The following is a 12042-nucleotide window of genomic DNA, read 5'->3' as shown; positions in this document are numbered from 1 at the left end:
CAACTGCTGTGGCTTTGCTCGCTCGTGTCATCGTGCTCTCCTTTGGATGTGGATGGTTAGACCGAACGTGTCGGCATCCCAGCCAAACCCGCAGCTCACTTGGTTCCTGGTGAGTTGGCAGATGGGTGCTGCGTCTCGGCCTTGATTGAGCGAAAGCCTGACTGCTTCGGGGCAGGGTTTGCCTTTAAGTTCTCCGAACGGAGGGCAGAGAAGGGTCGAGACTTCAAGCTCCTCATGCAAAACGTCCGCTATCGCCATACCCAGTTGCGAAGCCGCCGGTCGGCTCCCGGCCCCATCAACGACGTTCGAGACCTTGATGCTAGGCGAGGGTGGAGGCAGGTCCCCTATCACCCCCCGGCAAGACGCGGCAGCAGGAAAATCTCCGCCCCTTTCGGCAGTTGCTTCGACCACGTGTCGCGATAGATCGTCCCGTCGATGGCGACGGCGATGCCGCGATCGATGTAGGGCTCGAGGCCGGGATACTGTTCAACCAGCTTCCTGAACAGCTCCCGAATATCCTTTGCCTCGATCTCGACCTTGCTCTTGCCTCCGGCGATCGCGCCGAGCGATCCCCAGAGCGTTACTTCGACCATCAGCGCGAGACCCTCATTGGCGATGGAGCATGATGTTGTCCGAAAACCGCTGCGCACTTTTCGGCATCATGCTTCCCGTTCCGCCTCGAGCGCCGCCAGGATGCGCGGCGGCGACATCGGGATGTGCGTCATGCGCACCCCGACCGCGTTCGACACCGCATTGGCGATCGCCGCCAGCGGCGGCACGATCGAGGTCTCGCCGACGCCGCGCACCCCGTAAGGATGGTTAGGGTTGGGGATCTCGAGGATCTGCGTGTCGATCATCGGCAGGTCCGAGCAGACCGGGATCCGGTAGTCCAGGAAGCCGGGGTTCTGCAGCCGCCCGTCCTTGCCATAGATATACTCCTCGTTGAGCGCCCAGCCGATGCCTTGTGCGGCACCCCCCTGGTACTGCCCCTCGACGTAGGTCGGATGCACCGCCTTGCCGGCATCCTGGACGACGGTGTAGCGCAGCACCCTGGTGGAGCCGGTCTCGGGATCCACCTCGATATCGCAGATATGGGTAGCGAAGGAGACGCCGGCGCCGTCGGCCACGAGCTCGCTGTGGCCGGCTATGGGGCCGCCCGTCTTTCCGGAAGCGGCCGCGATCTCCTTCAGCGACAGCGCTGCAAGGTTGCCGTATTTCTCGCCTTTGGCAATCGCTTGGCCCTTTTCCCAGACCACGTCGTCGACGGGAATGTCCCACATCTGCGCGGCGCGTTCCCGCAACACCTTGATAGCGTTGCGGGCGGCCGAGATCGTCGCCATCGAGGAGGAGAACGTTCCGCGGCTGCCGTCTGTCATGTCGTTGTAGCCGAGGCTGGAGGTATCGGCGACCACCGCCTTGACTTGCTCATAGGGGATACCGAGCTCCTCCGCCGCCACCAGCGACAGCGAGGCGCGCGAGCCGCCCACGTCAACGGTCCCGACGGCGAGCGACACCGAGCCGTCCATGCCGATGTTGAGGTCGGTGCAGGTCTGGCCACCGAAATTGAACCAGAAGCCGCAGGCCATGCCGCGGCCTTGATTCTTGCCGAGCGGCGCCTTCATGTGCGGGTGGTTCTTCACCGCCTCCAGCGTCGGTCCGATGCCGATCGGGCCGTATACCGGGCCGTAGGACGATCGGGTGCCTTCCTGCGCCGCGTTCCTGATCCGGAACTCGACCGGGTCCATGCCGATTTCCTTGGCCAGCTCGTCGACCGCGCTTTCCACCGCAAACGCCGCCATCGGCGCCGACGGCGCGCGATAGGCCGCGGTCTTGGGCCGGTTGACCAGCACTTCGTAGCCGACCGTCTTGACGTTCTCGAGCTTGTAGCAGGCAAAGGCGGTCATGGCGCCGATCTCGGCCCACGTGCCGGCATAGGGGCCGCAGCTATAGCGCAGCGTCGCCTCTGCCGCCGTGATCGTGCCGTCCTTGCGAGCGCCGATCCGAACATCGATCGAGGTGGCGCTGGTCGGGCCGGAGGCGCGGAACACCTCGTCGCGCGTCATCACCAGCTTGACCGGCCGCCCGGCCTTGCGCGACAGCGCCAGCGCCACCGGCTCGGCCCAGACATGGGTCTTGCCGCCGAAACCGCCGCCGATCTCCGACGAGGTGACGCGCAGCTTCGAGGCTTCCATGCCAAGCAGTTGGGCGCAATGCTGGCGGTAGACAAAATGGCCTTGCGTGCAGACCCACAGGTCGGCGGTGCCGTCAGAGCTGACATTGGCCACGCAGGCATGCGGCTCGATGTAACCCTGGTGCGTCTGCTCGGTCTTGAAGGAGCGTTCGACGACGAAATCGGCTTGGCCGAAACCCTGGTGGATGTCGCCATGGCCGAACTGGCTGCGCTTGGTGACATTGGAAGGCTTGACGGGCTTTTGCTCGAGGCCCTCGGTGAAGATGGCGTCATTGACCAGGGGTGCGGAGTGCTTCATCGCCTCGTCGACATCGGTGACATGCGGCAGCACCTCGTAATCGACCTCGATCAGCTTCAGGGCCTGCCTCGCCGTGCGGGCATCGACCGCCGCGACCGCGGCCACGGCATGGCCGTCATAGAGCGCTTTCTTGCGCGCCATGCAGTTGTCGAGGACATCGTACATGGCGGCATCGCCGTCGGTCAGGTCCGGCAGGTCGGCTGCGGTGATTACCGCCTTGACGCCCGGAAGCATCTGCGCCTTCGACGTGTCGATCTTCCTGATCATGGCATGCGCATGGGGGCTTCTGAGAACGCGCCCGACCAGTTGCCCGGCCATGTTGAAGTCGGCGCCGTAGCGTGCGCGGCCCGTCACCTTGTCGACGCCGTCGGGACGGATGGGACGCGTGCCGACCGAGGTGAAACTGCGTCCCGAATAACGCGGATCGAAATTCATCGTCAGGCTCCCTTCATCACGCTTGTTTCATTACGCTGGCGGCGTCCTGGACGGCGCGCACGATCTTGTCATAGCCGGTGCAGCGGCAGAGGTTCCCGGCAAGGCCGAAGCGGATCTCCTCCTCGGTCGGATCGGGGTTCTTCGCCAGAAGGTCCTTCGCCGCGATCAGGAAGCCCGGCGTGCAGATGCCGCATTGAAGTGCGGCGTGCTCGAGGAATTTCTGCTGCAGCGGATGCAGCGTGTCGCCATGCGCCATGCCCTCGATGGTCTGGACGTGCCGGCCCTCGGCCTCGGCGCCGAGCACCAGGCACGAGCACACAAGCCGGTCGTCGAGGATGATGCTGCAGGCGCCGCAGTCGCCGGTGCCGCAGCCTTCCTTGGCGCCCGTCAGCCCCAGGCGATCGCGCAGGACGTCAAGCAGCGTCTCGTCCGGCTGGCAGAGGTACTCGACATTGTCGCCGTTGATTGTCGTTGAGACTGCTACACCAGCCATCATTTGCCTCCTGCGCGTGCATAGGCGGTCGTGGCGGCCCGCTTGGCCAGCACACCCGCGACTTTCCGTCTGAATTCGATGGTGCCGCGCTTGTCGTCGATCGGGCGGCAGGCCCCGGAGCAGACCTTGGCGAGCCTCTGCAGCGTGGCTTCGTCCAGCTTGGAGCCGATGAGAACCTCGGCGGCCTCCTCGACCAGAACCACCGTCGGCGCCACGGCGCCCAGCGCCAGGCGGGCGGATTTTACGCGGCCTTGCTCATCGAGCGTCAGGTTCACGCCGGCGCTTACCACGGCGATGTCCATCTCGGTGCGCGGAATGAAACGAAGATAGGCATCGCCCGAACGCGGCGGACGTTTGTCGAGCAGGATTGCCTCGATGATCTCGCCCTTGGCCAGCGACGTCTTGCCCGGCCCGGTCGGCACCGCTTCCACGGCAATAGTTCGCCTGGTTTCCGGGCCGACGACCACCGCCTTGGCGCCGGCGGCCACCAGCGCCGGCACGCTGTCGGCGGCCGGCGAGGCGTTGCAAAGATTGCCGACGATGGTGCAGCGTCCCTGAACCTGCTTGGAGCCGATCAGCTTGGCCGCTTCGACGACGCCAGGCCATGACTTCTGCAGGGCCGCGTTCTCGCCGAGCACGGCGCAGGGGACCGCGGCACCAATGCTGAAGCCCTCGGCTGTTTCCCTGATTTCACTCAAGCCCTCGATCGCCTTGATGTCGATGATCAGGTCGGGTTCGATGAAGCCGCCTTTCATCCTCACCAAGAGGTCGCTGCCTCCGGCGAGAATGGCGGCCGTGCCGCCTGATCCGGCCAACTGGCCAACGGCATCTTCGATTGAAAGCGGACGTATGTAACGCATCGTCTCCCCTTAGCGGTCGTATCACGGCAACCGATATAAAGCGTCTCTCGACAATGGGCCATCCTGTTCGCGTATTGGCGGATTAGGCCAGGCGCCGCAATTTCATTTACTCGTCCAACTGGGCGCAGCGCTAGCCCCTAATGCTCGATCGGCCCCTTTGGCATCACCAGCGCCGTGCCTGCCGTCGTCGGGCGCTCGATCATGCGGCGGACGCGCGGTGGCTCGTTGCCGCTGTGCAGCGCCCTTATACGCTCGCCGATGACGGCGTCGGCGTTGGTGGCGCGCCTGTTGTGGCGGATATATTCGACCCAGGTCGGCGTGTGGTAGTGCTCGATCCAGATCGAGGGATTTTCGAGGTCGCGCGCCAAGGTCCAGTTGCGGGCGCCGTCGCGGCGGCGAACGCGGCCGCGCTCGGCCATGGTGGCGAGGAATTCCGGCACGTCCTCGTTACGGATGACATATTCGATCATGATGGCGATGGGGCCGCTGCGCGGCTTGAGGTCGAGCGCCAGATGCGGCTCCTGAAAGCGGTTGAGCGGGTCGAGGTTGAGCACAGCCTGCTGCGGCAGCGGCAGCAGCAGGCCGATGGCGCCTCCCGCCAGCATGGCGACGCTGGCCGCCATCAGGGCGACTTCGGCGCCATGCGCGTCGGCAACGACACCCCAGACCCAGCTGCCGAGCGCGATGCCGCCGAAGGTCGCGGTCTGGTAGACCGACAGCACGCGGCCGACCACCCAACGCGGCGTCGACATCTGCACGGTGACGTTGAAGTGCGACAGCGCAGTCACCCAGCAGGCGCCGCCGACCAGCAGGCCGAGCGACGTCTGCCACGCATGATCGCTGACGGCGGCGTTGAAAGCGCAGACGGCGAAACCGGCGAATGCCATGCGCACCATGGTTTCGCTGGACAGCAGCTGCCGCAGCCTGACGCTGGTCAGCGCGCCGCCGACGGCGCCGATGCCGAAGGCGCCGAGCATGATGCCGTAGCTCAAGGCATCGCCCTTGACGACGTCACGCGCGACCAGCGGAAGCAATGCCAGCACCGCGCCGGCGCTGAAGCCGAAAGCCGAGCTCCTGACCAGCACCTTGCCGATATTGGGCGACATGGCGACGTAGCGCAGGCCGGCGCCCATGGCGGCGCCGAGCGTCTCGCGCGGCAAGGTCGATGCCGGCAGTTCCGGCCGCCAGCGGGCCAGCACGACGATGAGACCGACATAGCTCAGCGTGTTGACGGCGAAGGCCGCGGCGGCGCCGGCCGCGGCAACAATGATGCCGCCGATCGCCGGGCCGACGCTGCGCGTCAGGTTGAAGCCCATCGAGTTGAGCGCGATCGCCGCCGGCACCTTGGTGCGAGGCACCATGTCGCCGACCGAAGCCTGCCAGGACGGACTGTTGAGCGCGGTGCCGCTGTCGATCAGGAAGGTGAAGGCAAGCAGCGTCCATGGCGTCATCAGGTCGAGATAGGTGAAGACCGTCAGAAGAGCCGAGACGACGAGCATGAAGATCTGCGCGATCAGCATGATTTTGCGCCGGTTGAAGCTGTCGGCGATGGCGCCGGCCAGCAACGCGAAGAGCATGATCGGCAAGGTGGTAGAGGCCTGGACCAACGCCACCTGGTAGGACGAGGTGGCGATCGTCGTCATCATCCAGGCGGCGCCGACGCCCTGGATGAGGCCACCGAAATTGGAGACGAGGCTGGCGGACCACACCGCCCGGAAGATGCCGTACCGGAACGGCGCCAGCGCCGAGGCGCTTTCGCTGTCCGGTGTGTCGTCGTTCATAAATGCTTTCCCGGGCTCAAATGCGTTTGTTCTTCCGATGAATTCGGCCCCTCAAGCCGAGGATTCAAAAAATAGAACATCACATCGCAAAGGGCGAACGCATTCTCGAGAAAGATCATGGTCCAACAACGAGATAGCGCCGGCCCGACGTAGCGCTTGCCATGCTGACATATGATTTGCGGTCACGGCGGCTCTAGCGGTCCTCGAAGCCGGTCAGCACGCCGACCGCGTTGATGCCGATCTCCTCGACGGCGTAGCCGCCTTCCATGACGAACAGCGTCGGCAGGCCGAGCCTGGCGATGCGGCGTCCGATCCTGGGATAGTCGCCCGTTTTCAGCTTGAACTGGCTGATCGGGTCCTTCTCGAACGTGTCGACGCCGAGTGAAACCACGACGACGTCAGGAGCATAAGCCGAAAGCCTCGTGCAAGCGTCCTCGAGCGAGGCGTTCCACACCTCCCAGCCGGTGCCGAAGGGCATCGGGTAATTGTCGTTGAAGCCTTCGCCGTCGCCCTCGCCGCGTTCGTCGGCATGGCCGAGGAAGAAGGGATATTCGGTCTTCGGATCGCCATGCAGGTTCAGCACCTGCACGTCGCCGCGGCGATAGAAGATCTCCTGGGTGCCGTTGCCGTGGTGATAATCGACGTCGAGGATCGAAACGCGCCCGGCGCCATGGTCGCGAAACCATTGCGCGGCGACGGCGGCGTTGTTGATGAAGCAATAGCCGCCCATGAAGGCTGCCCCGGCATGGTGCCCTGGCGGGCGGCAGAGCGCAAAGGCGGAAGGCTCACCGGCCTTGACCAGGGCGGCGGCGGTCAGCGCGACGTCATAGGACGATTTGATGGCGTCCCACGTGCCCTTGACGAACGTCGCGCCGCCGTCGAAGGAATAGAAACCGAGCAGCGCATCGATGCCTTTCGGTCGCACGTCGCCGCGCAAGCCGCGCGTCGGCCAGGTGAAGGGAATGGCCGAACCGCCGCGGCCCGACGCTTCCCAGAGCGGCCACACGGTCGGCAGGAAATCGATGTAGTCGCCGGCATGCACCTTCCTCGCGGCGGCGAGGTCGTGGATTTCCGGCGGCAGGATCGGACCGAGTTTTTCGCTCTCCACTCGCTCCCTGATGAACTCGGCGCGCGAAGGCTTTTCAAATGCGGGCACGATGGCGCCGGCGATCAATTCGACATTACCGGCATGGCCGGCATGGAGAGGCGAAAAAAAAGTCTTCATGAAATTGTTCCGTGGCGAGACGCGGCGACCCTAGCCGTCCTGCACTGCCTTTCACAAGGCGCTGGGCCAACCAGCCATGGCTTGCTGGCCCGGCAGCCGGTCGTCTAGCCTGCTCCCATCGCAACCGAACCGCGGGTAATCATGAGTTCAAATGCCGACCTGATCGTCACCAATGCCCGCGTGCTGACCATGGACGAAGGCAATCCGACGGCAGAGGCGGTGGCGATAAAGGACGGCAACATCCTGGCGATTGGCGACCGCCGGACCATCGAGGCGCTGAAAGGGCCGGCCACGAAGATCATCGATGCGCAAGGCGGGGCGGTGGTGCCGGGCTTCATCGAAGCGCATATGCATCTTTTCGGCGGCGCGGCCGAACTCGACAATCTGCACCTTCAGGGCGTGCATGGCTTCGAGGCACTGAGCGACGCGATCCGTGCCTACGCGGCGGCACGGCCGAACGCCAAATTGCTGCTTGGGGCCGGCGTCGACTACACCATCCTGTCCAAGGCAGAGCCGGTCACCCGCCATCATCTTGACCGCATCATCGCCGACCGTCCGTTCGCCATGTCGGCTTCCGATCACCACACGATGTGGGCCAACACCAGGGCGCTGGAACTGGCTGGCATCCTGCACGGCAAGCAACTCGGTCCCGGCAACGAGATCGTCATGGGCGCCGACGGCCTCGCGGCCGGCGAATTGCGGGAGGGCGAGGCGTTCGGGCCGATCCTCGAGCTTTCCGGGCAGAATCGTGTACGGCTCGGCCTTGCGACAGGCGGAGAGCCCGAGCCGTACCCCTCCGCTGCCGAAGTCGCGGCCGATCGCGAGCTGATGCATCGCGGGCTGGAATGGTGCGCCCGCCACGGCATCACCTCGATCCACAACATGGACGGCAATCTCTACCAGCTCGAACTGCTTGCCGGACTGGAGCAGCAAGGGCGGCTGCTCTGCCGCACCAAGATACCTTTTCATTTCAAGAACTTCATGACGCTCGATATGCTGGAAAAGGCATCGAGCATGGCCAGCTCCTACCGATCGGAATGGCTGTCGTCCGGCATGGTCAAGATGTTTTACGACGGCGTGCTGGAAGGCTGGACCGCGGTCATGGTCGACGACTATGCCGACCGGCCGGGCTGGCGCGGTGAGCCGCTGTTTACGGCGGAGCATTTCGCCGAGGTGGCGCTGGAGGCCGACCGGCGCGGCCTGCAGATCGCCGTGCATTCGATCGGCGACGGCGCCGTGCGCGCGGTCCTCGACGGTTATGAGGCGGCGCGGCGGAAGAACGGCAGGCGCGACAGCCGGCACCGGGTCGAGCACATCGAGGTCACCACTGCCGCCGACGTGCCGCGCTTCGCCGAACTCGGCGTCATCGCCTCGATGCAGCCGCCGCACCCGCCCGGCGCAATGGACTTCCCGCTGGAGCCGACGCTTTCGCGCATCGGCCGGCAAAGATGGCCGCTCAGCTATGCCTGGCGAACGCTGAAGCAGGCGGGCGCGCATGTCGTCTTCGCTTCCGACTGGCCGGTGTCGCGGGTCGACCCGATGCTGGGCATTCAGGCGGCGGTGCTGCGCAAACCTTGGGCAGAGGACGATCCAGACCAGAGCTTCTCGCTGACCGAGGCGCTTGCCGGCTATACGGTCGAAGGCGCCTATGCCGAATTCATGGAACACCGCAAGGGCCGGCTGAAACCAGGCTATCTGGCCGATCTGGTGGTGCTGTCGGCCGATATCGAAGCAACTGAACCGGGTTTGCTACACAAGGTGCATCCGGTCAGTACCATCTGCGGCGGCAAGATCACTTATCAGGGTTGATGGTGGCGCTGACTATGGCATGGGGCTTGCGTTCTGAACCGAGGTCCAGATGCACGGTTGCCAAGCCGACCGGCATATGCTGACAATCGAATGGGAACTGGATCCGCCAACAAGAGCGGACATGAGAATGGGGTAATGCGTGCCGGATCAACCGGGTAAGAGTGCAATCGAGGTTCGTGGCGTCCGCAAGGTGTTCGGCACCGGGGACGCACAAGTCGCCGCTCTCGACACGGTTTCGGTGTCGATCCGCGAGAACGAGTTCTTCACGCTGCTGGGGCCGTCCGGTTGCGGAAAGACGACGTTGCTGCGGCTGATCGCCGGCTTCGACTTCCCCAGCGAAGGCGAAATCCTGCTGCACGGCGAGGACATCGCGCCGCTGCCGCCGTTCAAGCGGCCGGTCAACACCGTGTTCCAGTCCTATGCGCTGTTCCCGCACATGACGGTGGCCGAGAATATCGGCTTCGGCCTTGAGATGCTGGGCAAGCCGAAAGCCGAAATCAAGGCGCGCGTCGCCGAGATGCTGAGGCTGGTCAAGATGGAGGCGCTGAGTGCCCGCCGCACCAGCCAGATCTCCGGCGGCCAGCAGCAGCGCGTCGCGCTGGCGCGCGCGCTGGCGCCGCAGCCAAAAGTGCTGTTGCTCGACGAGCCGTTGTCGGCGCTCGACTACAAGCTGCGCAAGGAGATGCAGATCGAACTGAAACGGCTGCAGCACCAGACCGGCATCACCTTCATCTTCGTCACCCACGACCAGGAGGAGGCGCTGACCATGTCCGACCGCATCGCGGTGATGTCGGCCGGCAAGATCCTGCAGGTCGGCACGCCCTGGGACATCTATGACAAGCCGGCCGAGCGCTTCGTCGCCGATTTCATCGGCGAAACCAATTTCCTGACCGCAGCTATCACCGGCATCGGCAACGGCAAGGCGCGCGCGACACTTAAATCCGGCGCGACGATTGACGCGACCGTGGCTGAGGGCTTTCAGCCGAAAGCGAATGCCACCCTGGTGGTCAGGCCGGAACACGCAAAGCTGACCGGCGGCAAGGGCGACCTCTCGGGAACCGTCGAAAACATCGTCTATTTCGGCACCGACACGCATATTCATGTCCAACTGGACAGCGGCGAAGCCTTCACCGTGCGCCAGCAGAATACGCGCAGCGCCGGCTGTGGTTTCGAGCGCGGCGACAAGGTCGGCGTCGCGATCGGCAACGACGCCGCGCAAGTGCTGAGGGATTGATGGCGAGCGCGGAGGAAGTCGCCAAGGCGGCCGAACGGCGCGACATCCGCGACCGCTGGCTGCTGTCGGCGCCGGCCCTGCTGATCATCTTCCTGGCAGCGACCGGTCCCTTGCTGATCGTGCTGGTCTATTCGTTCCTGGCGCCCGGCGCTTACGGCGACGTGAAGTGGCAATTCTCGCCGGAGGCCTGGGTATCGGTTTTCATGCAACGCGACATCTTCGACGACACGCTGTCGCTCGCCGCGGCCCATGTCACCATTTTTTGGCGCTCGATCAAGCTTGCCGTCGTGACCACGCTCGCCACCCTGGCGCTTGGTTTTCCGACCGCCTATTTCATGGCAACGCGCAGCGAGAAGACGCGCGATCTCTGGCTGTTCCTGATCACCATACCGTTCTGGACCAACCTGCTGATCCGCACTTTCGCGGTGCTGCAGATCATCCGTAACGAAGGTCTGATCAACACGGTGCTGCTGAAGCTCGGCATCATCTCCGCGCCGATCCAGATACTCTTCACCGACACGGCGATCCTTATCGGCATGGCCTATGTCTATCTGCCGCTGATGGTGCTGCCGATCTATGCCAGCATGGAGAAGCTCGATTTCCGGCTGGTCGAGGCCGGCTACGATCTTTATGCGACACGCTTTCAGGTGCTCAGACGCATCATTTTCCCGCTGGTTAAGCCCGGCGTCATCGCTGGCTCGATCCTCGTCTTCATCCCGGCGCTCGGCGCCTATGTGACGCCCATCTTGCTCGGCGGCGGCAAGACCATGATGCTCTCAAACCTGATCGAGATGCAGTTCGGGCAAGGCCGCAATTGGCCGCTTGGTTCGGCCCTGTCGATCGCCGTCATGATCATCGTCATGGTGGCGCTGCTTGCCTATGTGCGCAATGCCGGTCGGTCGGAGGTGCGTCATGGCTAGAAGCTTCGCAATCAAGCATCAGCCAGGATTCACCGCGATCGCCGCGACCTGCTTCGTCGTGCTCTACCTGCCCATCGTCATACTCGTCGTCTATGCCTTCAATGCCGCGACTTCGACATCCGAATGGGGCGGTTTCTCGCTCAAATGGTTCCAGTCGGCTTGGCAGAATACGCAGGTGATCGACGCCACGCTGCGTTCCTTCCAGATCGGCGCGATCGCGGCAACCCTTGCGACCATCGCCGCGACCATGGCGGCGCTCGCGACAACGCGCACGGCAGCCTATCCGGGCCTGACTTTCAAATATGCGGCGATCAACCAGCCGCTGATGGTGCCGGAGATCGTCACCGGCGTGGCGTTGCTGATCTTCTTTTCGCGCATAAAGATATTCACCGGCTATTCGGGTCTTGGCTATCTAATCGCCGCGCATACGGCGTTCTGCATTCCCTTCGCCTATCTGCCGATCCGGGCGCGGCTGGAGAATATGGACCTGACGCTGGAGCGCGCTGCCGCCGATCTCTACGCGACGCCATGGCGGACGTTCCGTCGCATCACCTTGCCGCTGCTGTGGCCCGGCATTCTGGCCGGACTGATGCTGGCCTTCGTCATCTCGCTCGATGATGTCGTCATCACCGAGTTCGTCAAGTCGGGCGGCCAGGACACCTTGCCAACCTACATGCTCGGCCAGATACGCCGAGGCATAACGCCTGAAATCAACGCGATTTCGACCGTGTTCCTGCTCTTGTCGGTCGGCATCGTGACGTTGTTTTTCTTCATCAGCAGGAAACGGGACTAGGCA

Annotated in this window: 10 protein-coding genes; 4 read left to right on the top strand and 6 right to left on the bottom strand. The window is 64.1% G+C overall.

What is annotated here, in order from left to right:
- Window positions 1-347: 347 nt before the first annotated feature.
- The 6 genes from AC0L2P_RS02115 to AC0L2P_RS02090 form a co-directional block, all read right to left on the bottom strand.
- On the bottom strand, window positions 348-593 hold the full coding sequence (locus tag AC0L2P_RS02115; protein WP_473499597.1) for a MoaD/ThiS family protein: 246 nt from the start codon (window positions 591-593) through the stop codon (window positions 348-350).
- Window positions 594-659: 66 nt separating this feature from the next.
- Window positions 660-2924, bottom strand: coding sequence for a xanthine dehydrogenase family protein molybdopterin-binding subunit (locus AC0L2P_RS02110; protein WP_473499596.1), 2265 nt, complete (start codon window positions 2922-2924; stop codon window positions 660-662).
- Between the two features lie 16 nt (window positions 2925-2940).
- On the bottom strand, window positions 2941-3417 hold the full coding sequence (locus tag AC0L2P_RS02105) for a (2Fe-2S)-binding protein (RefSeq protein WP_473499595.1): 477 nt from the start codon (window positions 3415-3417) through the stop codon (window positions 2941-2943).
- Window positions 3417-4277 (bottom strand): FAD binding domain-containing protein, encoded by an 861-nt coding sequence (locus AC0L2P_RS02100; protein ID WP_473499594.1) that lies wholly within the window; start codon window positions 4275-4277, stop codon window positions 3417-3419. The genes AC0L2P_RS02105 and AC0L2P_RS02100 overlap by 1 nt, the downstream gene beginning before the upstream one ends.
- Before the next feature lie 137 nt (window positions 4278-4414).
- Window positions 4415-6058, bottom strand: coding sequence for an MFS transporter (locus tag AC0L2P_RS02095; protein WP_473499593.1), 1644 nt, complete (start codon window positions 6056-6058; stop codon window positions 4415-4417).
- Between the two features lie 193 nt (window positions 6059-6251).
- Window positions 6252-7283 carry a histone deacetylase family protein gene (locus AC0L2P_RS02090; RefSeq protein ID WP_473499592.1) on the bottom strand — a complete coding sequence of 344 codons (1032 nt, stop codon included), beginning with the start codon at window positions 7281-7283 and terminating at the stop codon, window positions 6252-6254.
- 141 nt (window positions 7284-7424) lie between these two features.
- Between AC0L2P_RS02090 and AC0L2P_RS02085 the strand changes: the two genes are divergently transcribed.
- From AC0L2P_RS02085 to AC0L2P_RS02070, 4 genes are all read left to right on the top strand, one after another.
- A complete protein-coding gene (locus AC0L2P_RS02085; protein WP_473499591.1) occupies window positions 7425-9092 on the top strand; it encodes an amidohydrolase in 1668 nt (555 codons plus the stop codon).
- Between the two features lie 139 nt (window positions 9093-9231).
- Window positions 9232-10326: an ABC transporter ATP-binding protein gene (locus AC0L2P_RS02080; RefSeq protein WP_473499590.1), complete on the top strand. Its 1095-nt coding sequence runs from the start codon at window positions 9232-9234 to the stop codon at window positions 10324-10326.
- Window positions 10326-11246: an ABC transporter permease gene (locus AC0L2P_RS02075; RefSeq protein WP_473499589.1), complete on the top strand. Its 921-nt coding sequence runs from the start codon at window positions 10326-10328 to the stop codon at window positions 11244-11246. Before AC0L2P_RS02080 ends, AC0L2P_RS02075 begins: the two co-directional genes overlap by 1 nt.
- Window positions 11239-12039 (top strand): ABC transporter permease, encoded by an 801-nt coding sequence (locus AC0L2P_RS02070; RefSeq protein ID WP_473499588.1) that lies wholly within the window; start codon window positions 11239-11241, stop codon window positions 12037-12039. Before AC0L2P_RS02075 ends, AC0L2P_RS02070 begins: the two co-directional genes overlap by 8 nt.
- The last annotated feature ends 3 nt before the right edge of the window (window positions 12040-12042 follow it).

The organism is Mesorhizobium sp. WSM4836 (assembly GCF_055811815.1).
This window is presented reverse-complemented; position numbering and strand designations above follow the sequence as displayed.

Excerpts from the sequence above, each read along its gene's own strand:
- AC0L2P_RS02115 (WP_473499597.1), bottom strand. The coding sequence starts at position 593 with ATGGTCGAAGTAACGCTCTGGGGATCGCTCGGCGCGATCGCCGGAGGC.
- AC0L2P_RS02075 (WP_473499589.1), top strand. The coding sequence starts at position 10,326 with ATGGCGAGCGCGGAGGAAGTCGCCAAGGCGGCCGAACGGCGCGACATC.
- AC0L2P_RS02100 (WP_473499594.1), bottom strand. The coding sequence starts at position 4,277 with ATGCGTTACATACGTCCGCTTTCAATCGAAGATGCCGTTGGCCAGTTG.
- AC0L2P_RS02110 (WP_473499596.1), bottom strand. The coding sequence starts at position 2,924 with ATGAATTTCGATCCGCGTTATTCGGGACGCAGTTTCACCTCGGTCGGC.
- AC0L2P_RS02070 (WP_473499588.1), top strand. The coding sequence starts at position 11,239 with ATGGCTAGAAGCTTCGCAATCAAGCATCAGCCAGGATTCACCGCGATC.
- AC0L2P_RS02090 (WP_473499592.1), bottom strand. The coding sequence starts at position 7,283 with ATGAAGACTTTTTTTTCGCCTCTCCATGCCGGCCATGCCGGTAATGTC.
- AC0L2P_RS02095 (WP_473499593.1), bottom strand. The coding sequence starts at position 6,058 with ATGAACGACGACACACCGGACAGCGAAAGCGCCTCGGCGCTGGCGCCG.
- AC0L2P_RS02105 (WP_473499595.1), bottom strand. The coding sequence starts at position 3,417 with ATGGCTGGTGTAGCAGTCTCAACGACAATCAACGGCGACAATGTCGAG.
- AC0L2P_RS02085 (WP_473499591.1), top strand. The coding sequence starts at position 7,425 with ATGAGTTCAAATGCCGACCTGATCGTCACCAATGCCCGCGTGCTGACC.